Consider the following 24,380-nt stretch of genomic DNA (forward strand, 5'->3'; position numbering starts at 1 on the left):
CGCTCCCACAGGTTCAGCGCAATCCCTGTGGGAGCGGGCTTGCCCGCGAAGGCGTCATCAGCCGCACCACAACTCTACTTGGCAGCCACCCCAACAGCCTTCACCACCGCCGTCTTCAACACCAACCACAACGCCGCCGCAATCAACACCCCGCCATAGATGTGTGCCATCGACAACGGCTCATCCAGTAACAACGCCCCCCACAGCACCCCGAACGGCGGAATCAGAAAGGTCGTGGTCATCGACTTCACCGGCCCGACCGAGCTGAGCAGGCGGAAGTAAATAATGTACGCAAGCGCCGTACACACCAGCCCCAAACCCAGCAGCGACAACCAGACATTCCAGCCGCCCCAGCTCTCCGGTGGCTGGCTGATCACGCTGTAACCGAACAGCGGCAACAGAAACAACGTCGCACCCAGCATGCTGCCCACCGCCGACAGACGACTGTCGAGGCCGCCGGCGTGATCGAGCCAGCGCCGCGCAAGGAAACCGGCGAAACCGTAGCAGGTCGTGGCGAGCAGGCAGGCGAGGGCGCCCATTAGCAGTTCCATGTCGAACGCCACCGGACCGGCTCGGGTCAGGATGCCCACGCCAAGCAGCCCGAGGAACACGCCGCCGAGCTTGGCGGCGGTGAGCCTTTCATGGAAGAACAGACCGCCGATCAGCACGCCCATCAGTGGCGTGGTGGCGTTGAATATCGCCGAATAACCGGCCGGCAGCACTTGCGCGGCTACTGAATAGAGGGTCGCCGGTATCCCGGAGTTGATCACTCCGAGCAGCATCACGGTTTTGAGTTTGCCTTTGAAATCCCAGCTGATGCGCATCAGCCCGAGGATCACCAACAGGCCGACCGCGGCAATCGATACGCGGAAAAAAGCAGTGGGGATGGTGCCAATCACCGGGGCGATGATGCGCATGAACAGAAAGCTCGCGCCCCAAATGGCGGCAAGCGATAACAAACGCAGGGTATCGACGGGGTTCACAGCGCGTTCCTTCCTTGATTGGCGCGCAAGTGTCGCGCCAGTCCGGACGCAAGGCAATGGTTGCGTTGCGTAACGAAGGGCCACTAAGCTCAGGCCCCACGATAAGAATCAGCCGCCGAGGTTTTACCTATGCCGCAGCAATGGCCAGCCGCCGACATCGCCCGAATGGTCCTCGATGGCTTTGACGATTACCGCGAGCATTTCCGCCAGATCACTGACGGCGCCCGAGCCCGCTTTGAACAGGCCAAGTGGCAGGAGGCGCAGGTCGCATCGGCGGCGCGGATCAATCTGTACGAAGAAAAAGTCGGCGAAACGGTGGCACGACTGCGCATCGCGTTTGACGCTGAAACGCTGGACGTCAGCTGCTGGCCGTTGGTCAAAAGCGCTTACATCAAACTGATCGACCTGCGCTTCGACGATGAACTGTCCGAAACCTGGTACAACTCGATCTTTTGCGGTCTGTTCAGCCACGACCTGATCAGCGACGGCTGCATGTTCATCCACACCACCCGGCCAAGCCTGCGTCGGGCCCGCGCCGCACAAACCCGCACCTACAAACCCCAGGGCCAGTTGTCCGGCATGCTCGCGAGCATTTTTGCCGACTACCGTTTCAGCGAGGAATACGCCGATCTGGCCGGCGACGTGCGCCGCCTCGAAGCACAACTGCGCGAAAACCTGCCGGACTGGGTCTGCAAGGACCCGGAATTGAGCGTCGAACTGTTTTCCTCGGTGCTTTACCGCAACAAAGGCGCGTACCTGGTGGGGCGTATCTACACCCAGGACGAACAATGGCCGCTGGTGATTCCGCTGCTGCACCGCGAAGGTCGCGGGATTCAGATCGATGCGCTGATCACTGATGAAGCGGACGTGTCGATCATCTTCTCGTTCACCCGTTCGTATTTCATGGTCGACGTGCCGGTGCCAGCGGAGTTCATCGGTTTCCTCAAACGCATCCTGCCGGGCAAGCACATCGCCGAGCTGTACACCTCGATCGGCTTCTATAAACACGGAAAATCCGAGTTCTATCGGGCGCTGATCAATCACCTGGCCAACACCGACGACCAGTTCATCATGGCCCCGGGCGTGCGTGGCATGGTGATGAGCGTGTTTACCCTGCCGGGCTTCAACACCGTATTCAAAATCATCAAGGACCGCTTCTCGCCGTCGAAAAACGTCGACCGCGCCACAGTGATCGAGAAGTACCGCTTGGTGAAAAGTGTCGATCGGGTCGGGCGCATGGCCGACACCCAGGAATTTTCCGATTTCCGTTTTCCGTTGAGCAAGTTCGAGCCGGCCTGCCTGCAAGAATTGCTCGAAGTGGCCGCGTCCACCGTGTCGGTAGAGGACGACACCGTGCTGATCCGCCACTGCTGGACCGAACGTCGGATGACGCCGTTGAACCTGTATCTGGAGAACGCCAACGACGCTCAGGTCCGCGAGGCACTGGAAGATTACGGCCTGGCGATCAAGCAACTGGCAGCGGCGAACATCTTTCCCGGCGACATGCTGCTGAAGAACTTCGGCGTCACGCGGCACGGACGGGTGGTGTTTTATGACTATGACGAGATTTGCTTCCTGACCGAGGCCAACTTCCGGCATATCCCGCAACCGCGTACGCCGGAAGACGAGATGGCTTCAGAACCGTGGTATTCGATCGGGCCGCTGGATGTATTTCCTGAAGAGTTTCCGCCGTTTTTGTTTGCCGACTCCGGGCAGCGCAAGTTGTTCGATCAGTTGCATGGTGAGCTTTACAACGCCGATTACTGGAAAAGCCTTCAGGAAGCCATTCGCGCCGGGAAGGTGATTGATGTGTTCCCGTATCGGCGCAAAGGCCTCGATAACGAGTAACCCCGCTGAGTGAACTTGACTGATCGTTCCCACGCTCCGCGTGGGAATGCCTCCCCGGACGCTCCGCGTCCGCTCTTGGGACGCAGAGCGTCCCTTGCTGCATTCCCATGCGGAGCGTGGGAACGATCACAGCAGAGCGCAAATCTGCGACAATCCGCCCCCTGCGCCACTAGACGACTTATTGCGTACCTGATGACTGACGAATCGCCTTCCATCGACAAACTGCTGAAAAACCTCGATCACGCCATGCTCGCCGACCGCCACCGGCTGCGGCGGCAGTTGCTTGAGCTGCGCAAAAAACCTGATGAAGCCAAGCTGGCCCAATGGGTGACGCGCATGCAGGCGTCCTGTGATCAGGTGCTGGCGCGGCGGGCCAGCCTGCCGGTAATTCGTTACGACGACAGTTTGCCGATCGCCGCCAAGCGCGACGAAATCAAGGCAGCGCTGCTCAAGCATCAGGTGTTGATCATTGCCGGTGAAACCGGTTCGGGTAAAACCACCCAGTTGCCGAAGATCTGCCTGGAAATCGGGCGCGGTCAGCATGGCCTGATCGGCCACACTCAGCCCCGTCGAATCGCCGCCCGCAGCGTGGCGAGCCGGGTCGCCGAAGAACTGGCGACGCCGTTGGGTGCGCTGGTCGGCTATCAGGTGCGGTTCGAGGACCAGAGCGATTCCAACACCCTGATCAAACTGATGACCGACGGCATCCTGCTGGCGGAAACCCAGAACGACCGCTACCTCGAACGCTACGACACGATCATCGTTGACGAAGCCCACGAACGCAGCCTGAACATCGACTTCCTGCTCGGTTACCTGAAAACCCTGCTGCCGCGTCGTCCGGACCTGAAGGTCATCATCACTTCGGCGACCATCGACCTGGAGCGCTTCTCCAAGCACTTCGATGACGCGCCGATTGTCGAAGTCTCCGGCCGCACCTTCCCCGTGGAAACCTGGTATCGCCCGCTGACCCTGGAGCAGGACGAAGAGGGCAACCGCGTCGAGGACGACTTGACCGTGGATCAGGCGATCCTCGCCACCCTCGACGAAATCGCCGCGTTCGAACGCAGCGAGCGCAAGAGCCCTGGCGACGTGCTGGTGTTCCTGCCCGGCGAGCGCGAGATTCGCGACGCGGCGGACATGCTGCGCAAGGCCCAGCTCAAGCACACCGAGATTCTGCCGCTCTACGCACGGCTGTCGCCGGCCGAACAGCAGCGGATTTTCCAGTCGCACCCAGGTCGGCGCGTGGTCCTGGCGACCAACGTCGCGGAAACCTCGCTGACCGTGCCGGGCATTCGTTACGTGATTGACAGCGGTACCGCGCGCATCAGCCGTTACAGCTACCGCGCCAAGGTCCAGCGCCTGCCCATCGAAGCCATTTCCCAGGCCAGCGCCAACCAGCGTAAAGGTCGCTGCGGACGGGTCGAGCCGGGTATTTGCATTCGCCTGTACGGCGAAGAAGATTTCATTGGCCGGCCGGAATTTACCGATCCGGAGATCCTGCGCACCAACCTCGCCGCGGTGATTTTGCAGATGTTGCATCTGCGCCTCGGCGAAATCACCGATTTCCCGTTTATCGAGCCGCCGGATGGCAAGGCTATCAGCGACGGTTTCAACCTGCTGCAAGAACTCTCGGCGGTCGACCGCAACAGCCAGCTGACGCCGCTTGGCCGTCAGTTGGCGCGCTTGCCAGTGGACCCGCGGATGGGCCGCATGTTGCTGGAAGCGGCGAAACTCGGCAGCTTGCAGGAAGTGCTGATCGTCGCCAGCGCCATGTCGATTCAGGACCCGCGCGAGCGTCCGCCGGAACGTCAGCAAGCGGCGGATCAGGCGCATGCGCAATGGAAAGACGTGGACTCGGACTTCGCCGGGCTGGTCAATCTGTGGCGTGGTTTCGAAGAACAGCGTCAGGCCCTGACCGCCAGCCCGCTGCGCAATTGGTGCCGCAAGAATTTCCTGAATTACCTGCGTCTGCGCGAATGGCGCGACTCCCATCGGCAGTTGAGCCTGATCTGCCGCGACATGCAGTTGAGCCTCAACAAAGAACCGGCGGATTACCCGAAACTGCACAAAGCCGTGCTCTCGGGGCTGCTCAGCCAGATCGGCCAGAAAACCGATGAGGGCGATTACCTCGGTGCGCGTCAGCGGCGTTTCTGGATTCACCCGTCATCGGGCCTCGGTAAAAAGCGTCCGCAATGGCTGATGGCCGCCGAACTGGTGGAAACCACCAAGCTCTACGCGCGGATGGTTGCCAAAATCGACGCCGACTGGATCGAGCCGCTGGCCGGGCACCTGATCAAGAAAAACCACTTCGAACCCCATTGGGAGAAGAAGCGCGGTCAAGTCGTGGCCTTCGAGCAGATCACATTGTTTGGGCTGATCGTGGTCGGTCGCCGGCCGGTGCATTACGGGCCGATCGACCCTGTCACGTCCCGTGAGCTGTTCATTCGTGAAGGTCTGGTACGCGGCGAGATTCAGTCCAAGGCCAAGTGCCTGACCGCCAATGCGCAACTGCTGGAACAGCTCGACGAACTGGAAGCCAAGGCGCGCCGTCGCGACATTCTGGCCGACGAAGAAACCCTGTTCGCCTTCTACGATGCGCGACTGCCGGCGGAGATCCACCAGACGGCGACCTTCGATAGCTGGTATCGGGTCAACAGCCAGAAAGACCCGCAGTTGCTGATCATGCGCGAAGAAGACGTGCTGGCCCGCGAGGCGAGTGAAGTCACCGCTTTGCATTACCCGGACACCTTGCATATCGGTGATCTGGAGTTGGCGCTCAGTTACCACTTCGAACCCAACCACCCGCGTGACGGCGTGACCCTGCGCGTGCCGGCGCCGTTGTTGCCGATGCTGCCGCCGGAGCGCCTGGAATGGCTGGTGCCGGGCGTGATCGAGGCCAAGTGCATCGCGCTGGTGCGCAACCTGCCTAAAGCCCTGCGCAAGAATTTCGTACCGGTGCCGGACTTCGTCAAAGCCGCATTGCAGCGCATGACTTTCGCCGAGGGCTCGTTGCCTCAAGCGCTGGGCCGCGAACTGCTGCGCATGACCGGTGCGCGGGTCAGCGATGAAGCCTGGGCCGAAGCATCGCAGCAGGTCGACAGTCATTTGCGGATGAACCTGGAAATCGTCGACGGGCAGGGCAAGTTCCTGGGCGAAGGGCGTGATCTGGCGGAACTGACCGCACGCTTTGCCGAAGCCAGTCAGGCCGCACTGGCCGTGCCGCAAACCGCGAAAAACCAGCAACCGGTGGAGCCGAAAGTGTTTGCCGCCGTCGCCGAGAAAACCCAGCAGAAGATCGCCGGGCTGTCGATGACGGTGTATCCGGCGTTGGTGGAGGAGAGCGGCACGGTCAAGGAAGGACGTTTCTCGACGCCGGCCGAAGCCGAGTTTCAACATCGCCGCGCCTTGCAGCGTTTGCTGATGCAGCAACTGGCCGAACCGGCGAAGTTCCTGCGCAGCAAATTGCCGGGGTTGACCGAACTGGGCCTGATGTACCGCGACATGGGCCGCATCGACAGTCTGGTCGAAGACATCCTGCTGGCCAGCCTCGACAGCTGCATTCTCGACGGCGAAGACCCGCTGCCACGGGATGGCGCCGGGTTGGCGTCACTGGCTGAACGCAAACGCGGCGGCTGGACCGAGCACGCCGAACGGCTGGCGAAGCTGACGCTGGAGATTCTCAAGCTCTGGCACGGCCTGCAAAAACGCTTCAAGGGCAAGATCGACCTGGCGCAAGCCGTGGCGTTGAACGACATCAAGCAGCAGCTCAGTCATCTGGTGTATCCGGGCTTCGTCCGTGAAACCCCGATGCAGTGGCTCAAGGAGCTGCCGCGTTATCTGAAAGCGGTCGAGCAGCGCTTCGAGAAAATCGGCGCTCAGGTGCAGAGGGATCGGGTCTGGAGTGGCGAGTTGTCTGGCCTGTGGACGCAATATCAAACCCGCGCCAACAAACATGCCCAGGAAGGCAAACGCGATCCGCAATTGGAGCTCTATCGCTGGTGGCTGGAGGAATACCGGGTTTCCCTGTTCGCCCAACAACTGGGCACCAAGGTGCCGATCTCCGACAAGCGCCTGAACAAGCAATGGACCCAGGTCGAACCCTGAACCCGAGACTTGTGCAATACCTGTGGGAGCGAGCCTGCTCGCGATGGGGCCATCACATTCAACATCTATGTCGACAGTGATGCCGCCATCGCGAGCAGGCTCGCTCCCACAGGTTTTTGTATTGCCTGGTAGGTGGGAGTCATCCAGCAAAAAGGCGCCAAAACCCATTGTTTATGGCAAACTTCGCGCCTATAAACGCCGGCCCCGCAGTTTTGAGCCTTCACAGGTCTGGGCGGATCGGAATAAAGCGATGCCAGGTTTGCGCCCCCTGACGGGAGCAGATCCTTTGTGTGTTGGTACGTCGGTGCCAACACTTTCTGCCTGAACAGATTAGAGAAACGACCATGCATAACGTCGTCATCAGCGGCACCGGCCTGTACACCCCGGCCAACAGCATCTCCAACGAAGAGCTGGTGCAGTCTTTCAACGCTTACGTCGCGCTATTCAACGCCGACAACGCCGACGCCATCGCGCGCGGCGAAATCGAAGCGTTGACCGAGTCCAGCGCGGCGTTTATCGAAAAGGCGTCTGGCATCAAAAGCCGCTTTGTCATGGACAAGGACGGTATCCTCGACCCGCAACGCATGGCGCCACGCCTGCCGGAACGCTCGAATGACGAGTGGTCGGTGCTTTGCCAAATGGCCATCGGCGCCGCCGAGCAAGCCTTGCAGCGTGCTGGCAAGACCGCGGCGGACATCGACGGCGTGATCGTTGCCTGCTCCAACCTGCAACGGGCCTATCCGGCCATCGCCATCGAAGTCCAGGAGGCCTTGGGCATCCAGGGTTTCGGTTTTGACATGAACGTCGCCTGCTCCTCGGCGACCTTCGGCATTCAGGCTGCGACCAACAGCGTGCAACTGGGCCAGGCCCGGGCGATCCTGATGGTCAACCCGGAAGTCTGCACTGGTCACCTGAACTTCCGCGACCGCGACAGCCACTTCATCTTCGGCGACGCCGCGACTGCGGTGATCATCGAACGTGCTGACCTGGCGACGTCCAAGTACCAGTTCGACATCGTCAGCACCAAGCTGCTGACCAAGTTCTCCAACAACATCCGCAACAACTTTGGCTTCCTCAACCGCGCGGCGGAAGAGGGCATCGGTACCAAGGACAAACTGTTCGTGCAGGAAGGCCGCAAGGTGTTCCGCGATGTCTGCCCGATGGTCGCCGAGCTGATCGCTACGCACCTGGAAGAGAACGCGCTCAACATCAGCGACGTGAAACGCTTCTGGCTGCACCAGGCCAACCTCAGCATGAATCACCTGATCGTCAAGAAGCTGCTGGGCCGCGAAGCCACCGAAGAAGAAGCCCCGGTGATCCTCGACACCTACGCCAACACCAGCTCCGCCGGTTCCGTGATTGCATTTCACAAGAACCAGGACGATCTGGCTGCCGGTTCGCTGGCCGTGCTCAGCTCGTTCGGCGCCGGTTACTCGATTGGTAGCGTGATTCTGCGCAAGCGCTGAGTTTGGCTTAAAAGATCGCAGCCTGATTTTTGGCGAGGACACTTTCCTGTGGCGAGGGAGCTTGCTCCCGTTTGGCTGCGAAGCAGTCGTAAAACCAGCGAGTGTGTTTTGTCTGGAGGAATACATGGGGCCGCTTCGCGCCCCAACGCGAGCAAGCTCGCTCGCCACAAAGGTCCGGCTGTGTTGCGGGAAATGAAAACAGCCTCGCGTTGGTCTATCGGACGGATGATGGGGACCGATAGACCAACGCGAGGCTGTAAAAAAGAGCTCGGGCTTCCTTGTCCGAGTCGTGGAGCGGGGAATCAGAACTTCGCTTCGGCATCCAGTTGCAGGGTGTTGATGTCCGAATCTTTCAGGTTGGCGTTGGTGTAGTCAGAGTTAGCCATGAAGTACGTCGCACCCAGGGCGAAGTTCTTGTCCAGCTCGTAACTCACTTTCAACTTGCTGCCACGCGAACCGGTGAAACCGTTGGCGAAGTCGGAGTCGGTGAAGGCGCCGACCACCGCGTTACGCTGCACGTCGCGGTAGTTGTAGTCCACTGCGAAGCCGTAGAGCTTGGTCTTCACACCAGCCAGCCAGGCAGAATCCTGATCGTTGCTGGCGTCTTGGTTGTTCACGTACTGACCGTACAGCGAGAGCGGCATAGGCAGGCCACTGATGTCGAGCTGACCAAAGCCTTCGTACAGTTTGAATTGCTCGTTCGGGCTGTTGCCGTTGATCGCCAATGCGGCTGGAATGCTGGTGCCGCCTGAGCGGATGTCGTCGTCGTTGTCGTAGCCGTAGACGCTGCCACCCAGGGTCAGTTTCAGGTTGTCGGTGATAGCGAAGCGCGCGCCCAACTGACCCGCGTACAGACGCAAGTCGTGTTTGAACTGCACGCCATCGCCATCGACGTTGTCCTTGAGGGTGTAGTGACCGGCGCTACCGAACAGCTCGGTGCTGGCGCCCAGCGGGTATTTGTAAGCCACCGACAGGCCTTCGGGGCTGATGTCGCTATCCCAGATGATGTCGCCCATGCTCACCCATTGCTGCGGCATCTTGCCGCCAACGATGTGCAGGTTCTTGATCGCGTCCGGGTGGTAGTCGACGTAACCCTGGTCCAGCCAGATCTGTTTCTTGTCGAAGTAGTTGTCCAGACTCTGGTTGGTGGAGCGCGCGTCGTCGTTGTTGCCGGTGGCGATACGGATGCCGGTGTCGACTTGCGGGTTGATCGTGCTGTAGGCACCCAGGCGGGCACGAATGCGCTGACGATCCTGGTCTTTGTTGTTTGAAACGCCGTCGTTGTGGACGTTTTCCTGACGGAATCGCACGTCACCCTTGAATTGGGTCTTGGCGGCCCACGCCAGTTTCTGGTCGAAGGTACTCAGTTCATTGGTTTTCTTCGCAGTCGCCGCGATCTGCTCGTTGGTCTCTTGTTGAGCCTGGCGGGCGATTTGCTGGTCTTTCTGATCCTTGGCCAGCTCGGCTTGCAGTTCGGTGTACTGAGCAGGCGAAATCGAGCCGTTTGCCTTGAGCATGTCGAGCAGTTTGGCGTCGACTGCGGCACTGGCCGGAACACTCATGGCCAGCAGCAACCCACCACACAAGGCCGCCGCAGTTTTCGTGGAAGCAAGACGCATATCAATCTCCGAAGATGTAATGGGATGACCGAGCCATCCAAGGACACAACCGACCGTTGAGGACGGAAAACAATGACCAGGTTTAGAACCTGGCGCTCTAAAAACAGGCGCCAGTATCGCGATGGTTTATGACAGGGCAGTGGCAAAGTGATGGCGTCTCGATGACGATACAAATATCGCGCACACCCTTATCCAGAGCCCTGTCGGCGGATTGCTCGTGTGGATTTTTTGGCGATGGGCGATACTCGCCGGGCTTTCACGCAAAGAAGTAGGGAAGAACCGATGCCGCTGCAACGCCTGCAAAATCTGTCCGAAATCGCGTCGCAGACGTGGGATGCCCTGGTGCCCGAGAATCAGCCCTTTCTGCGTCACGCCTTTCTCAGCGCGCTGGAAGACAGCGGTAGCGTCGGCCCGCATTCCGGCTGGCAACCCGAGCATTTGTTGCACATCGAAGGCGATCGCCTGATTGCCGCGTTGCCCAGTTATCGCAAATGGCATTCCTACGGCGAGTACGTGTTCGATCACGCCTGGGCCGATGCCTGTGAGCGTGCGGGGATCGATTACTACCCCAAGCTGCTGACGGCTGTGCCGTTCAGTCCGGTCAGCGGCCCGCGTTTGCTGGCGGCCACGCTCGAGGACGGTTTCGAACTGTTGAAAAGCCTGCCGGGCTACCTTGAAATCGAACAACTCTCCAGCGCCCACATCAACTTCACCGATCCGTTCACTGACGCCGCCTTGGCCGAGCAGCCAGGCTGGTTGCAGCGAATCGGCTGTCAGTACCACTGGCAGAATCGTGGCTATCGGGATTTTCAGGACTTCCTCGACGTCCTCAGTTCGCGCAAGCGCAAGCAGATGCGCAAGGAACGCGAACAAGTGGCGGGGCAGGGCATTGATTTCGAATGGCTTGAAGGTCGGCAACTCGATCAGGCGCAGTGGGATTTTGTCTATGCCTGCTACGCCAATACCTACGCAGTGCGTCGGCAAGCGCCGTATCTGACGCGGGAGTTTTTCAGTTTGCTGGCCGAGCGTATGCCAGAGTCGATTCGTGTGGTGTTGGCCAAGCAAGGCTCACGGCCGGTGGCCATGGCCTTCAGTCTGGTGGGGGGCGACAGTTTTTACGGCCGTTACTGGGGCTGTCTGGCGGAATTCGATCGTCTGCACTTCGAGACCTGTTTCTACCAGGGCATGGACTACGCGATTGCCAATGGCTTCCAGCGTTTCGACGCCGGTGCTCAGGGCGAGCACAAGCTGATTCGCGGGTTCGAACCGGTGATCACGCATTCATGGCACTACTTGCGTCATCCCGGCCTGAAAGCTGCCGTCAAAGACTTCCTGCAGCAAGAGCGCGTGGGCGTGCTGGCGTATGCCGAGGAAGCGAAGACGGCCTTGCCTTACCGGCAAGCCTGATCCTCGCCCCGCTTCAACTGCTTTCCTTGCCCAGCCATCGATACGTCACACCGCCGATCACCGCACCGAGCAGCGGCGCCACCCAGAACATCCACAATTGCGCGATGGCCCAGCCTCCGACGATCAGCGCCGGGCCAGTGCTGCGTGCCGGGTTGACCGAGGTGTTGGTGACAGGAATCGAAATCAGGTGAATCAGCGTCAGGGCCAGGCCGATGGCGATCGGTGCCAGCCCGGCGGGGGCGCGCTTGTCGGTGGCACCGAGGATGATCAGCACGAACATCGCCGTCATCACCAGTTCACAGACAAAGCCTGCGGCCATCGAGTATTTGCCGGGAGAATGCTCGCCGTAGCCGTTGGAAGCCAGACCGTTGGCGAGGTCGAAGCCTTCCTTGCCGTTGGCGATGTAGTAGATCAAGCCCGCCGCGATAATCGCGCCAATCACCTGAGCGATGATGTAGGCGGGCAGCTCTTTGGCGGGGAATCGACCGCCGACGAACAAACCGACCGAGACGGCGGGGTTAAGATGGCAGCCGGAAATATGACCAATGGCGAATGCCATGGTCAGTACCGTCAGACCAAAGGCCATGGCCACACCCAGCACCCCGATCCCCAGCGGAGAAGACGCAGCCAGGACCGCACTGCCGCAACCTCCCAACACCAGCCAGAACGTACCTAACAACTCAGTGACTGAACGTTTGAACAGAGACATGAGAGCGTCCTTGATAGGCTTCCTATCGAGACTGTATCGAGTGATGCATCCTGCACATTTACGACAGGCCCATCTCCAGAACCTTGGCTGATTACAGCAGGGTTTTGGTGGATTTCCAGCAGTCGGGAGGGGGGCAAGATCGTTCCCACGCTCTGCGTGGGAATGCAGCCCGTGACGCTCCGCGTCACTGGACGCGGAGCGTCCCTTGAGGCATTCCCACGCAGAGCGTGGGAACGATCATCATCTCGGCGACCGACAAACTTAATCTATGCCGACAAACCCACCCGTCTGGTGCTGCCACAACCGCGCATACAACCCGCCATGGGCCAGCAGTTCGGCGTGGCTGCCGGTTTCGGCGATCTTGCCTTTTTCCAGCACCACCAGCCGGTCCATGCGGGCGATGGTGGAGAGCCGGTGGGCGATGGCAATCACGGTTTTGCCTTGCATCAGGGTTTCCAGGCTTTCCTGGATCGCTGCTTCGACTTCCGAATCCAGCGCCGAGGTGGCCTCGTCCATGATCAGGATCGGCGCGTCCTTGAGTAGTACGCGAGCAATCGCAATCCGCTGACGCTGACCGCCGGAGAGTTTCACCCCGCGCTCACCGACGTGAGCATCAAAACCGGTGCGACCTTCGGAGTCCGACAGCAACGGGATGAACTCGTCGGCGCGGGCCTTGTGCACCGCCGCCCAGAGTTCGGCGTCGGTGGCGTCGGGTTTGCCGTACAACAAATTGTCGCGGATCGAGCGATGCAGCAGGGACGTGTCCTGGGTGATCATGCCGATGCGCTCACGCAGGCTTTCCTGGCCGACTTCGGCGATGTTCTGCCCGTCGATGAGGATGCGTCCGCCCTGCACGTCATAGAGGCGCAGCAGCAGGTTGACCAGGGTTGACTTGCCGGCGCCGGAGGGACCGATCAGGCCGATTTTCTCACCGGGCTTGATGGTCAGGTTGAGGTCGCCGATGATCCCGCTCTTCTTGCCGTAGTGGAAATCCACGTGCTCGAAACGCACCTCGCCACGGGTGACCGCCAGCGGTTTGGCCTGCTCGCGATCGGTGACGCTGACCGGTTGAGAGATGGTCTGCAAACCGTCCTGGACCATGCCGATATTTTCGAAAATGCCGGTGACCACCCACATGATCCAGCCGGACATGTTGACGATGCGGATCACCAGGCCGGTGGCCAGGGCAATCGCGCCGACGGTGATCAGCGACTGCGTCCACAGCCACAGGGCCAGGCCGGTGGTGCCGACGATCAGCAAGCCGTTCATGCTGGTGATGACCACGTCCATGCTGGTGACCACCCGGCCGGCCAGTTGGGCTTTTTCGGTTTGTTCCTTGATCGCTTCGCGAGCGTATTGCTGCTCGAAGTTGGTGTGGGCGAACAGCTTCAGGGTCGTGATGTTGGTGTAGCCGTCGACGATCCGCCCCATGAGTTTGGAGCGCGCATCGGAGGACACGACCGAACGTTCCTTGACCCGTGGCACGAAGTAGCAAAGGGCACTGATGAAGGCGACGATCCAGGTCAGCAGCGGGATCATCAGGCGCCAGTCGGCTTCGGCGAACAGCACCAGCGAACTGATCGCGTAGATCAGCACGTGCCACAGCGCGTCCACCGCTTGCACAGCCGAATCGCGCAGCGAGTTGCCGGTTTGCATGATGCGTTGGGCGATACGCCCGGCGAAGTCGTTCTGGAAAAAATTCAGGCTCTGTTTGAGCACATAACTGTGGTTCTGCCAGCGGATCAGGCTGGTCATGCTGGGGCTCAGGGTCTGGTGCACCAGCAGGTCATGCAGGCCGACAAAAATCGGCCGGAACACCAGGGCTACCACCGCCATCCAGGCCAGCTCGATCCCGTGTTCCTTGAAGAAATCGACGTTAGGCGTGCCTTGGGTCAGGTCGATGATGCGGCTCAGGTAACTGAACAGCGCCACTTCGATCAGCGCACCGATCAGGCCGACGAGCAGCAAGACGGCAAAACTCGGCCAGACCTGCTTCAAGTAATAGGTATAAAAAGGCAGAACCCGATCCGGCGGAGCGGCCGTCGGGGCCTCGCGGAAAATGTCGATCAGTTTCTCGAAACGGCGATAAAGCATCAGTTCTCCGCCCGCGCACGGGCTCTCCTTTGAACAGTGTGAGCGGCGCACTCCGGCAGCCGCTCAAGACTTCCTGTGTAGCTTAGTCGATGACTTTGGCCGACTTGATGAACACAGGGTCGGCGGGTACATCTTTCATGCCGCCACGGGTGGTGGTTTGCGAGTTGACGATGACATCTACCACGTCCATGCCTTTCACGACTTTACCGAAGACCGCATAGCCGTCACCGCTGTCGAGGAAGTCATTGTCCTTGACGTTAACGAAGAACTGGCTAGTGGCCGAATCAGGATTCGAGGTGCGGGCCATGGACAGCGTGCCACGGACGTTGTGCAGACCGTTCTTGGACTCGTTCTTGATCGGTGCCTTGGTTTCTTTCTGCTGCATTTGTTGCGTGAAACCACCGCCCTGAATCATGAAGCCTGGAATTACACGGTGAAAAATCGTGTTGTTGTAGAAACCGCTGTTGACGTAATCAAGGAAGTTCTTGGTACTGATCGGCGCCTTGACCGGGTCCAGTTCGATTTCGATCTGGCCGTTGGTGGTCTCCAGCAACACGTGCGGCGCCTTGGCGGGCGTGGCGGCCATCAGGTTGGCGGCAAACAGAACGGAGCCAGCGACGAGGGCGATTTTTTTCAGCATGGGTCAGTGATCCTGAGTGAGGTGGTGTCGACTGCGGTGAGAAACTCGAGCAGCGTTTGGTTGAATATTTCGGGTTGATCCAGCGGGGTGGCGTGGCGCGAATCGGCGATCACCACCAGCCGCGCATCGGGCAGCAGTTTTACATAGGTCTCTTTCAGCGAGACCGGTGTGTAGTCACGGTCGGCGCTGACGATGAGGGTTGGACAGGACACCTTCGAAAGTCGTTCCTGAACCCCCCAGCCAACGATTGCATCGAAGCTGGCGAGATAAGCATGTTTGTCGTTTTTTGCCCAGCGTTCGGCCATTTTTTGTCGCAAATCCGCCTGTTCCGGTTTCGGGAACAGCTTGCGTCCAAGCGCGGTGCCGATGGCGCCAAGACTGAGGACGCGCATCAGGCTCCAGCGCTTGAACCACTGCCAGTAATCGTCGCGGCTGCGCAGTTTGACCTCGGGCGCACTGTTGACGATGCACAGGCTTTTGAGCAATTGCGGCTGATCCACGGCCAGTTGAAAGCCGATCATGCCGCCCATGGAAAGTCCCACATAATGTATCGGGCCGAGGTTCAGGTGTTCAATGAGGGCGACCAGGTCGGCGCTGAACCCGGCGATGCTGTAGCGCTCGCGGGGTTTGTCGGAGCGACCGTGGCCGCGTACATCCGGGACGATCACCCGGTAGCGGGCCGACAGCGCCGGGATCTGTTTTTCCCAGTCCAGGGTGCTGGAGCCGAGCCCGTGGACCAGCAGCAACGGCGTGCCGTGGCCATATTCCTCATAGTGCAGGTTGCAACCTTCATGTTCGAAATAGGCCATGCATACACTCCTTGTCAGGCTTGTTCAGGGGCGGCGAAAGGTGCATCCAGCGGCGCGGTATCAAAGGTGCGCAGCAGTTCGATGAGAATCTGCGTGGCCGGACCCAAGGGTTTGTCCTTGTTCGAGTACAGGTAGAAGCTCGGGTTGCGGCTGCCGCCCTGGTCCAACGGTAGCAGCTTGAGCAGGCCTTCCTTGATTTCCCGTTCAATCATGTGCCGAGGCAACCAGGCAAAACCCAGGCCGCTGCTGACAAACGTTGCCGCGGTGGCCAGGCTGCCTACGGTCCAGCGCTGTTCCGCGCCGAGCCAGCCGACGTCCCGTGGTTGCTGCCGGCCAGAGTCGCGGATTACTACTTGCAGCTGGCTTTCCAGGTCCTGGAAATTCAGTTCGCGGTTGAGGCGGTGCAAGGGATGTTCGGGATGGGCAACTGCCACGAATTCGACGTCGCTCAATTCCGCGCCCAGGTAACCGGGAATGCTGAAGCCACTGATGGCCAGATCGGCCACGCCTTCGAGCAAGACTTCTTCCACACCCGACAATACTTCTTCGCGCAGACGCACCCGACAGCCACGGCTTTGCGGCATGAACGCGGTCAAGGCGCGAACGAGGCGGGCGCTCGGGTAGGCGGCGTCGACCACCAGCCGCACTTCTGCTTCCCAGCCTTGTTCCATGTGATGGGCCAGGTCTTCCAGCTGGCTGGCCTGTTTCACCAATTGCCGCGAACGGCGCAGCAGCACGCCGCCGGCTTCAGTCAGCACCGCTTTGCGGCCGTCGATACGCAACAGCGGCACGCCGAGTTGGTCCTGCATGCGCGCTACGGTGTAGCTCACCGATGATTGCGAGCGGTGCAGCGCTTCGGCGGCCTGGGCGAAACCGCCGTGGTCGACCACGGCCTGTAACGTTCGCCATTGATCAAGGGTCACGCGGGGCGCTTTCATGAATAGCTCCTCTTGTCCTAAGCTGGCAGTCCATATTGGAGACTGCTGAATGAAAAAGCTTTGTGGTGTGGTATCGGGTTGTGTGTTGCTGGCGGTGCTGCCGCTGACGGCGTTTGCCTATCCGATCGACGTTGAAAAACAGCTGAACGGCATGAGCATCGACTACAACGCGTATGACACGGATAGCGACATCGCCTCCATTCAGGTGAACAACTACGGCACCACCGATGCGGCCTGCAAGGTAGTTTTCAACAATGGCCCGGAAGCGCCACGCACCCGCAATATCGAAGTCGCCGCTGGTAAGCACAAAAATGCCACCGCCAAGTTCAACCGAAGCATCATCAAGATGCGTATCAAACTGACCTGCACCCCCAAATGACCTCAGGCGGAGCACGCCCGCCCGGCATGCTCCGCTTATAAACGAATTTATTGATGGTTTATAGCAGTTATTTGCGCTTTTTCATCGATTTAACTCTGTTTAACCTTCACTCCATCGTCTTACAACATTCTCAGATGGAGGCTACATCCCATGTCCCGCGTTCTGATCATCGAAAGCAGCGCTCGTCAGCAAGACTCGGTTTCGCGTCAACTGACCCAGACCTTCATCAGCCAGTGGCAAACCGCGCACCCGAACGATCAAATCACCGTTCGTGATCTGGCCGTCAACCCCGTGCCGCACCTGGATATCAACCTGCTGGGCGGCTGGATGAAACCTGCCGAACAGCGCAACGACCTCGAACAGGTTTCCCTGGAACGCTCCAACGAGTTGACCGACGAATTGCTGGCCGCCGATGTACTGGTCATGGCCGCGCCGATGTACAACTTCGCCATCCCGAGCACCCTCAAAGCCTGGCTCGACCATGTGCTGCGTGCCGGTGTGACGTTCAAGTACACCGACACTGGCCCCCAAGGCCTGCTCAGCGGCAAGCGTGCCTACGTGCTGACTGCCCGCGGTGGAATCTACGCCGGCAGCACCGCGGATCACCAGGAACCCTACCTGCGTCAGGTCATGGCGTTCATCGGGATCCACGACGTGACGTTCATCCACGCCGAAGGCATGAACCTGGGCGGTGACTTCCAGGAGAAAGGCCTGAGCCAGGCCAACGCCAAGCTTTCCCTCGTCGCCTGAGGCTTTAATCGCCAGATAATCCCTTGATGTTCAAGTGACCTGGCGCAACCCCTTCATGGCTTTACGCGCATCGACCTCCCTTTGCACTTGTTGCTCCTGAGTGCTGTAGCCCGATTGAACGCTTTAGCGAGATCGGGCTTTTTTTTGCCTGCGATTCAGGACTCGCGCACACACCCCCTGTGGGAGCGAGCCTGCTCGCGATAGCGGTGTGTCAGCCAATATCATTGTTAAATGTAACGCCGCCATCGCGAGCAGGCTCGCTCCCACAGGGGTTGTGTTGCCTGACAGGTCGCGATAGCTGGCAAAACCCGCTATCGTCGCCGCCATTCGAAACGAGGCGAGCATGGGCTATCTACTTTTTGTCACGCTGATCCAGGCGTTTTCCTTCAGTTTGATCGGCGAATACCTGGCCGGTCATGTCGACAGTTACTTCGCGGTGCTGGTGCGAGTGGTATTGGCGGGGCTGGTGTTCATTCCGTTGACCCGCTGGCGTTCGGTTGAGCCGGCGTTCATGCGCGGCATGCTGCTGATCGGCGCGTTGCAGTTCGGCGTGACTTACGTCTGCCTGTACCTGAGCTTTCGGGTGCTGACAGTGCCGGAGGTGTTGCTGTTTACCATCCTCACGCCGCTGCACGTGACCTTGATCGAAGATGCGCTGAACCGGCGCTTCAACCCGTGGGCATTGGTCGCGGCACTGGTGGCGGTGATGGGCGCGGCGGTGATTCGCTACGACCGGATCAACCCGGATTTCTTCATGGGCTTCCTGCTGCTGCAACTGGCCAACTTCACCTACGCCGCCGGGCAAGTGCTCTATAAGCATCTGGTGGCCCGCCATCCGAGCGATTTGCCGCATTACCGGCGCTTTGGTTACTTCTACCTCGGGGCATTGGCGGTGGCATTGCCGGCGTTTCTGTTGTTCGGCAAACAGAACTTCCTGCCCGAAGCACCGCTGCAATGGGGCGTGCTGATATTCCTCGGGCTGGTCTCGACGGCGCTCGGGTTGTACTGGTGGAACAAAGGCGCGTGTCTGGTGAATGGCGGGACGCTCGCGGTGATGAACAACCTGCATGTGCCGGTGGGATTGCTGATCAACCTGCTGATCTGGAATCAGCATGAAGAACTGGGGCGGTTGTTCCTCGGTGGATCGGTGATTTTGATGGCGGTGTGGATCAGTCGGTTGGGCGTCAGGCGAGAAGTGCTGCCGTTGCGGGAACGGGCATGACGGACCTGATCGCCGCCATCGAGCAGATCTACAAGCCCGCAGGTATGACGTTAACGGATGAAGCTTGGCGCGAGGAGGAGAGTGCCGAATACGGCGCCTGTCGCTTTAGCCTCAATGGCCAGGTGATTGTCTTCCGGGTGGCGAAAACCACGCCGACCAAGATCGGTCAGTTCGTTACGCTGTGGAAGCGGCCAACGCCGACCGGCGAAATTGCACCGCTCGACAGCGGCGATGGCGTCGCCTTTGTGGTGGTGAGCGTTGCTGATGAAACCCGTCACGGGCAGTTTGTGTTTGACCGGGAGATATTGGCGGCCAAAGGGGTCATGTCGATTGATGGTGAAGGCGGCAAGCGAGCGATTCGCGTGTATCCGCCGTGGTCCAGGCCCGTCGCTAAACAGGCAGTCAGGACGCAGCAATGGCAGCTGAAGTATTTCCTCGCGCTGGACCAAAGCGGTCATGCCGACCCCGTTCAGGTACGCCAACTCTTCAGAACATAGACACTAAACCCTGTGGGAGCGAGCCTGCTCGCGATGGCGGTGTGACAGTCAATATAGATGTCGACTGACACTCTGCCATCGCGAGCAGGCTCGCTCCCACAAGGGATTTACGGTGTTACATGACATGTTTTTCGGGTTCAGGAATATGGCTCGCGCCCAACATCGCCGGCAACAACCCCGCCCGCAAATCCCCGCCACTGGGCTGCTGATAAAGGCTCAAGCCAAACTCCGGCAACACCGCCAATAAGTAATCGAAAATATCCCCCTGAATCCGCTCGTAATCGGCCCACACGGTGGTGCGGGTGAAGCAGTAGATTTCCAGCGGAATGCCCTGGGCGGTGGTCTGCATCTGGCGGACCATGCAGGTCATGTTCGGCTGGATTTCCGGGTGACTCTTCAGGTATGCCAGTGCATAGGCGCGGAAAGTGCCGATGTTGGTCATGCGCCGACGGTTGGCCGACATTGTCGCTACGTTGCCCTGGGCTTCGTTCCAGGCCTTGAGTTCCGCCTGCTTGCGACTGATGTAGTCGGTCAGCAGATGCACCTGAGCCAGTTTTGCCTCTTCGTCGTCGCGCACAAACCGTACGCCACTGGCGTCGATGAACAGGCTGCGCTTGATCCGTCGTCCACCGGATTGCTGCATGCCGCGCCAGTTCTTGAACGACTCGGACATCAGGCGCCAGGTTGGAATCGACACAATCGTCTTGTCGAAATTCTGCACTTTGACCGTGTGCAGCGTGATATCCACCACGTCACCGTCGGCACCGACTTGCGGCATCTCGATCCAGTCGCCGACCCGCAGCATGTCGTTGCTGGTCAGCTGCACGCTGGCGACGAACGACAGCAGGGTGTCTTTGTAGACCAACAGGATTACCGCCGACATGGCGCCCAGCCCTGACAGCAGCAACAGCGGCGAACGGTCGATCAGCGTGGCGACGATGATGATCGCGCCAAACACGTACAAGACCATTTTCGCCAGTTGCACGTAGCCTTTGATCGAGCGGGTGCGGGCATGTTCGGTGCGCGCGTAGATGTCGAGCAGGGCGCTGAGCAGCGCACTGATGGCCAGCACCAGGAATAGAATGGTGAACGCCAGCGCTACATTGCCAAGGAAGATCAGGCTGGTCTTGCCCAGCTCCGGCACCAGGTGCAAGCCGAACTGGAGCACCAGCGAGGGGGTGATCTGCGCCAGGCGATGAAAGACCTTGTTATGCCGAAAGTCATTGATCCAGTGCAGCGCTGGCTGGCGACCGAGAATTTTGGTCGCATGCAGAATGAGGAAGCGCGCCACTCGTCCGAGGGCCAGCGCAACCACCAGCAATACCACCAAAGCCAGGCTGGAATGCAGGAGCGGGTGCTGATCAAGGGCACCCCAAAGGTCTTGGACGTTGAGCCAGAGCTGTTTGATATCCATGGGTAAAAACGGTTCTTCTGTAGGACGCGACGGGGCGATTAGAGCATTTAAGACGCTTTGGATGACGTTTGAGGACAAAAGACACAACAAAAAAACCACTGTTTGGCGCCGTTTGTATAAAGAAACTCGGCCTGAGCGCTCGAAACCGTTACCCTATGCAGCTGTTTTTTTGTATTTCTTCGAGGTAGCACCCGTGTTTTCCCAATTCGCCCTGCACGAACGCCTGCTCAAAGCCGTGGCCGAGCTTAAATTTGTCGAGCCAACGCCTGTGCAAGCAGCGGCTATTCCGCTGGCGCTCCAAGGGCGTGACCTGCGGGTGACAGCGCAAACCGGTAGCGGCAAAACCGCTGCATTCGTTTTGCCGATCCTCAACCGCTTGATCGGCCCGGCCAAAGTCCGCGTCAGCATCAAGACCCTGATCCTGCTGCCGACCCGCGAGCTGGCCCAGCAGACCATCAAGGAAGTCGAGCGCTTCGCTCAGTTCACCTTCATCAAGTCCGGCCTGATCACCGGCGGTGAAGACTTCAAGGTCCAGGCCGCCATGCTGCGCAAGGTGCCGGACATCCTGATCGGTACACCGGGCCGGATGATTGAGCAACTGAATGCCGGCAACCTCGACCTCAAGGAAGTCGAAGTGCTGGTGCTCGACGAAGCCGACCGCATGCTCGACATGGGCTTTGCCGAAGACGTCCAGCGTCTGGTGGAAGAGTGCACCAACCGTCAGCAGACCATGCTGTTCTCCGCCACCACCGGTGGTTCGGGCCTGCGCGAGATGGTCGCCAAGGTTCTGAACAACCCTGAACACCTGCAGTTGAACAACGTCAGCGATCTGAACGCCACCACTCGTCAACAGATCATCACCGCCGACCACAATCAGCACAAAGAACAGATCGTGAACTGGCTGCTGGCCAACGAGACCTATCAGAAGGCCATCGTGTTCACCAACACCCGTGCCATGGCCGACCGTATTTATGGCCGTCTGGTGGCGCAGGAATACAAAGCGTTCGTGCTGCACGGTGACAAAGACCAGAAGGATCGCAAGCTGGCCATCGACCGTCTGAAGCAGGGCGGCGTGAAAATCCTCGTCGCCACCGACGTCGCCGCTCGCGGCCTCGACGTGGAAGGCCTGGACCTGGTGATCAACTTCGACATGCCGCGCAGCGGCGACGAATACGTTCACCGCATCGGTCGTACCGGCCGCGCCGGCAACGATGGCCTGGCCATCTCGCTGATCTGCCACGGCGACTGGAACCTGATGTCGAGCGTCGAGCGCTACCTCAAGCAGAGCTTCGAGCGCCGCACCATCAAGGAAGTCAAAGGCACCTACGGCGGACCGAAAAAGGTCAAGGCCTCGGGCAAAGCCGTTGGCGTGAAGAAGAAAAAAGTCGACGCCAAAGGCGACAAGAAGAAAACCGGCGCCAAGGCCCCGACCAAGCGCAAGATCGCCAACCGCCCGAAGACCGACGCCCTGTCGCTGGTCAGCAAGGATGGCATGGCGCCGCTCAAGCGCCGCAAGCCGGAAGCGCCGGCTGCTGAATAAGCAGTTCTAGCGACCCATAAAAAAACCGGACCCATTTCCGGTTTTTTTATGCCTGGGATTCCTGAGCCGGATCAGCCCTCGGTTTTCTTCTCTGCGGAATCCAGCTCCTTCAATCGCTGATCGATCAACTGGCATTTGTCCGGCAGATCCTTGCTGGCCGTCCCCAGATCCATCTTCTGCAACTCGGCGTTGATCTCCTTGGCTTTGGCTGGGTTTTGTTCAGTGAGCTTGGCGACTTCCTTGGCCAATTGTTCGCGCTTGATGGTGGCTTCCTCGGGTGTGCAGGCCCAAGCGGGAAGGGCGCAGGCGAGGGTGGCGGCGAGGGTGAGTTTCAGCAGGGTTTTCATAGGTTGGGCCTCGGTTCCGGTTAAGGCGGGTTATCCGGTTGAGGGGTGGGATGTGGGAAAAGTTCAGTGACAGAGGCGGGCATCCTGTAAGGCGCCTCAGGCAAACGGCAGTAACTACAGAACACCACGCAACGGGAGCGAGCCTGCTCGCGAAAGCGGTGTATCTGTTGATATTAATGTTGCATGTTAGTCAGTCATCGCGAGCAGGCTCGCTCCCACAGGGGATTTGTGGTGTTCATGGGGGCTGTGTCCGGCCGGAACCAAGCCCCCGATGCCTCGACCCCTTAGGGTCTACCCTCCATGGCAGCAACTGGCCGAAGCCTTGTCCTCATACCGGTCGTGATGCCGCACCCATTCCATGATTTCCTCTTCATTACGGCCCTTGGGCGTGAGGTCGAGGTAGTTGTAGGCGCCGACCAGTAGGTCCAGCCCTCGGGCATAAGTGGAATAGGTGTGGAAAATCTCTCCAGCTTCATTGCGATAAAACACGCTGAGGCCGGGGAGTTCTTCTTCGGCGCCGTCGGATTTTTCGTAGTTGTAGGTGGCTTTACCGGCGGTGACGTCTTCTGCTCGGGCCGAGACGCCGAAGTCGTAATTGAAATCGCAGCCTTCTGACGACACCCAATCGAATTTCCAGCCCATACGCCGTTTGAAGGCCTGGAATTCGGTGAACGGTGCGTGGGAAACGGCTACCACGGCGACGTCATGATGGGCCAGGTGTTGATTGGCGCCGTCAATGTGGTCGGACAGGAACGAGCAGCCAGAGCAGCCTTCGTCCCAGCCTTTGCCAAACATGAAGTGGTAAATGACCAACTGGCTACGGCCGCCGAACAGGTCCGCCAGTTTCAGTTCGCCGTTCGGGCCCTGGAAACGGTAGTCCTTGTCGATTTTCACCCAGGGCAGGGCGCGGCGTTCGGCGCTGAGTTTATCTCGTTCTTTGGTGAAGGCTTTTTCGTGGGTCAGGTGTTGTTTACGGGCGGCGAGCCATTCTTCTCGGGAGACGACGGGATGATTCTGAATGTTCATTGGGATTCTCCTGCGGGATGCTGGGAGGTGACTTACACAACCTAGTCGTTTGACCTACGCCCTATTCGACATACCGCTGGTCGATGCTGTTCAAAACCTCGGCTGAACGGCTACGAACCGCGCCGGTCACAACCTATGAAGGCCATCTCACTTGCGGGCACCGGAGGTTGAATCAGGATGACGACTTATAACTGGGATTTGATTGAACGCTTACTGCATGAGGTGCAGAACGGCGCTGGCCACACTTTCACCCCTCGGCCCTACGCCGAGCAGTATGCGGCGGAGAAAGCGTCGAAAGGCGAGCCGTTCGAGAATCTGGATCACCTGAAAACGGTAGCTGGCGAGTACGAAAAGTTACTGTTGTTACGGGGCTATATCGAGCCTCGACCAGAAGATCAGGGTGGCAATGGCGAGAACTACATTTTGACACCTCGGGGCTCGAGTTTATTGAGCCTGATCGACAGCAGTATTCCGGGGAATGACCATCCGCGGCAGGTGTTGGATGAGCAGGAAGATGCACTGGATGAGGTGAGGTTTGATCAGATTGCGTCGAGGGCGCAGATTGCCTGACGATTACCCCAGAACCCC

19 protein-coding genes and 1 pseudogene are annotated in these 24,380 nt (G+C 59.5%); 10 read left to right on the top strand and 10 right to left on the bottom strand.

The annotated features are described in order from the left end of the window. Nucleotides 1-74: 74 nt before the first annotated feature. Complete coding sequence (locus tag ACQ4OB_RS20325) at nucleotides 75-983, bottom strand: DMT family transporter (RefSeq protein WP_074874326.1); 909 nt, start codon at nucleotides 981-983, stop codon at nucleotides 75-77. 129 nt (nucleotides 984-1,112) lie between these two features. Between ACQ4OB_RS20325 and aceK the strand changes: the two genes are divergently transcribed. The 3 genes from aceK (at nucleotide 1,113) to ACQ4OB_RS20340 (ending at nucleotide 8,401) form a co-directional block, all read left to right on the top strand. After that, nucleotides 1,113-2,831: a bifunctional isocitrate dehydrogenase kinase/phosphatase gene (gene aceK, locus ACQ4OB_RS20330; protein WP_102615541.1), complete on the top strand. Its 1,719-nt coding sequence runs from the start codon at nucleotides 1,113-1,115 to the stop codon at nucleotides 2,829-2,831. 192 nt (nucleotides 2,832-3,023) lie between these two features. Next, nucleotides 3,024-6,935, top strand: a complete 3,912-nt coding sequence (gene hrpA, locus ACQ4OB_RS20335) for an ATP-dependent RNA helicase HrpA (protein WP_076030099.1) — start codon at nucleotides 3,024-3,026, stop codon at nucleotides 6,933-6,935. Between the two features lie 344 nt (nucleotides 6,936-7,279). Then, nucleotides 7,280-8,401: a beta-ketoacyl-ACP synthase III gene (locus ACQ4OB_RS20340; protein ID WP_074874330.1), complete on the top strand. Its 1,122-nt coding sequence runs from the start codon at nucleotides 7,280-7,282 to the stop codon at nucleotides 8,399-8,401. Nucleotides 8,402-8,703: 302 nt separating this feature from the next. Here ACQ4OB_RS20340 and ACQ4OB_RS20345 read toward each other — a convergent pair whose 3' ends face one another. Continuing rightward, complete coding sequence (locus ACQ4OB_RS20345) at nucleotides 8,704-10,020, bottom strand: putative porin (protein ID WP_074874331.1); 1,317 nt, start codon at nucleotides 10,018-10,020, stop codon at nucleotides 8,704-8,706. 282 nt (nucleotides 10,021-10,302) lie between these two features. Here ACQ4OB_RS20345 and ACQ4OB_RS20350 point away from each other — a divergent pair, with 282 nt between their 5' ends. After that, complete coding sequence (locus tag ACQ4OB_RS20350; protein ID WP_102615543.1) at nucleotides 10,303-11,427, top strand: GNAT family N-acetyltransferase; 1,125 nt, start codon at nucleotides 10,303-10,305, stop codon at nucleotides 11,425-11,427. A gap of 13 nt (nucleotides 11,428-11,440) precedes the next feature. Here ACQ4OB_RS20350 and aqpZ read toward each other — a convergent pair whose 3' ends face one another. The 5 genes and pseudogenes from aqpZ to ACQ4OB_RS20375 all read right to left on the bottom strand — a co-directional run bounded on the left by aqpZ (nucleotide 11,441) and on the right by ACQ4OB_RS20375 (nucleotide 16,617). Next, on the bottom strand, nucleotides 11,441-12,136 hold the full coding sequence (gene aqpZ, locus ACQ4OB_RS20355; RefSeq protein WP_102615544.1) for an aquaporin Z: 696 nt from the start codon (nucleotides 12,134-12,136) through the stop codon (nucleotides 11,441-11,443). A gap of 261 nt (nucleotides 12,137-12,397) precedes the next feature. Next, nucleotides 12,398-14,230 carry an ABC transporter ATP-binding protein gene (locus ACQ4OB_RS20360; protein WP_074874333.1) on the bottom strand — a complete coding sequence of 611 codons (1,833 nt, stop codon included), beginning with the start codon at nucleotides 14,228-14,230 and terminating at the stop codon, nucleotides 12,398-12,400. Nucleotides 14,231-14,312: 82 nt separating this feature from the next. After that, the gene (locus tag ACQ4OB_RS20365) at nucleotides 14,313-14,870 is read right to left on the bottom strand and encodes a peptidylprolyl isomerase A (protein WP_008153188.1); all 558 of its coding nucleotides are present in this window, start codon (nucleotides 14,868-14,870) and stop codon (nucleotides 14,313-14,315) included. A 3-nt stretch (nucleotides 14,871-14,873) separates the two neighbouring features. After that, nucleotides 14,874-15,679, bottom strand: a pseudogene (locus ACQ4OB_RS20370) (alpha/beta fold hydrolase). Nucleotides 15,680-15,693: 14 nt separating this feature from the next. Beyond that, on the bottom strand, nucleotides 15,694-16,617 hold the full coding sequence (locus ACQ4OB_RS20375) for a LysR family transcriptional regulator (protein ID WP_074874335.1): 924 nt from the start codon (nucleotides 16,615-16,617) through the stop codon (nucleotides 15,694-15,696). Nucleotides 16,618-16,666: 49 nt separating this feature from the next. Here ACQ4OB_RS20375 and ACQ4OB_RS20380 point away from each other — a divergent pair, with 49 nt between their 5' ends. From ACQ4OB_RS20380 to ACQ4OB_RS20395, 4 genes are all read left to right on the top strand, one after another. After that, entirely contained in the window at nucleotides 16,667-16,996 is a 330-nt protein-coding gene (locus ACQ4OB_RS20380) for a 3-phosphoglycerate kinase (protein WP_074874336.1), read from the top strand. Between the two features lie 150 nt (nucleotides 16,997-17,146). Continuing rightward, the gene (locus ACQ4OB_RS20385; RefSeq protein ID WP_074874337.1) at nucleotides 17,147-17,746 is read left to right on the top strand and encodes an FMN-dependent NADH-azoreductase; all 600 of its coding nucleotides are present in this window, start codon (nucleotides 17,147-17,149) and stop codon (nucleotides 17,744-17,746) included. A 343-nt stretch (nucleotides 17,747-18,089) separates the two neighbouring features. Further along, nucleotides 18,090-18,968, top strand: a complete 879-nt coding sequence (locus ACQ4OB_RS20390) for a carboxylate/amino acid/amine transporter (protein ID WP_076030107.1) — start codon at nucleotides 18,090-18,092, stop codon at nucleotides 18,966-18,968. Beyond that, on the top strand, nucleotides 18,965-19,465 hold the full coding sequence (locus ACQ4OB_RS20395; protein ID WP_076030108.1) for a MepB family protein: 501 nt from the start codon (nucleotides 18,965-18,967) through the stop codon (nucleotides 19,463-19,465). The genes ACQ4OB_RS20390 and ACQ4OB_RS20395 overlap by 4 nt, the downstream gene beginning before the upstream one ends. Nucleotides 19,466-19,580: 115 nt before the next feature. Here ACQ4OB_RS20395 and ACQ4OB_RS20400 read toward each other — a convergent pair whose 3' ends face one another. Next, the gene (locus ACQ4OB_RS20400; protein ID WP_430956328.1) at nucleotides 19,581-20,879 is read right to left on the bottom strand and encodes a mechanosensitive ion channel family protein; all 1,299 of its coding nucleotides are present in this window, start codon (nucleotides 20,877-20,879) and stop codon (nucleotides 19,581-19,583) included. Nucleotides 20,880-21,072: 193 nt separating this feature from the next. On the opposite strand from ACQ4OB_RS20400, the gene ACQ4OB_RS20405 reads away from it, so the two are divergent. After that, nucleotides 21,073-22,419 carry a DEAD/DEAH box helicase gene (locus tag ACQ4OB_RS20405; RefSeq protein WP_008153197.1) on the top strand — a complete coding sequence of 449 codons (1,347 nt, stop codon included), beginning with the start codon at nucleotides 21,073-21,075 and terminating at the stop codon, nucleotides 22,417-22,419. A gap of 71 nt (nucleotides 22,420-22,490) precedes the next feature. On the opposite strand, the gene ACQ4OB_RS20410 is transcribed toward ACQ4OB_RS20405, so the two are convergent. Together ACQ4OB_RS20410 and ACQ4OB_RS20415 are read right to left on the bottom strand one after the other, a co-directional pair. After that, a complete protein-coding gene (locus ACQ4OB_RS20410) occupies nucleotides 22,491-22,766 on the bottom strand; it encodes a hypothetical protein (RefSeq protein ID WP_430956329.1) in 276 nt (91 codons plus the stop codon). Between the two features lie 291 nt (nucleotides 22,767-23,057). Further along, complete coding sequence (locus tag ACQ4OB_RS20415; RefSeq protein ID WP_430956330.1) at nucleotides 23,058-23,792, bottom strand: DUF899 domain-containing protein; 735 nt, start codon at nucleotides 23,790-23,792, stop codon at nucleotides 23,058-23,060. Between the two features lie 177 nt (nucleotides 23,793-23,969). Here ACQ4OB_RS20415 and ACQ4OB_RS20420 point away from each other — a divergent pair, with 177 nt between their 5' ends. Continuing rightward, nucleotides 23,970-24,362: a transcriptional regulator gene (locus ACQ4OB_RS20420; protein WP_076030112.1), complete on the top strand. Its 393-nt coding sequence runs from the start codon at nucleotides 23,970-23,972 to the stop codon at nucleotides 24,360-24,362. Nucleotides 24,363-24,380 lie beyond the last annotated feature (18 nt).

It is taken from the genome of Pseudomonas sp. ES4 (assembly GCF_050586665.1).
Lineage (GTDB): Bacteria > Pseudomonadota > Gammaproteobacteria > Pseudomonadales > Pseudomonadaceae > Aquipseudomonas > Aquipseudomonas frederiksbergensis.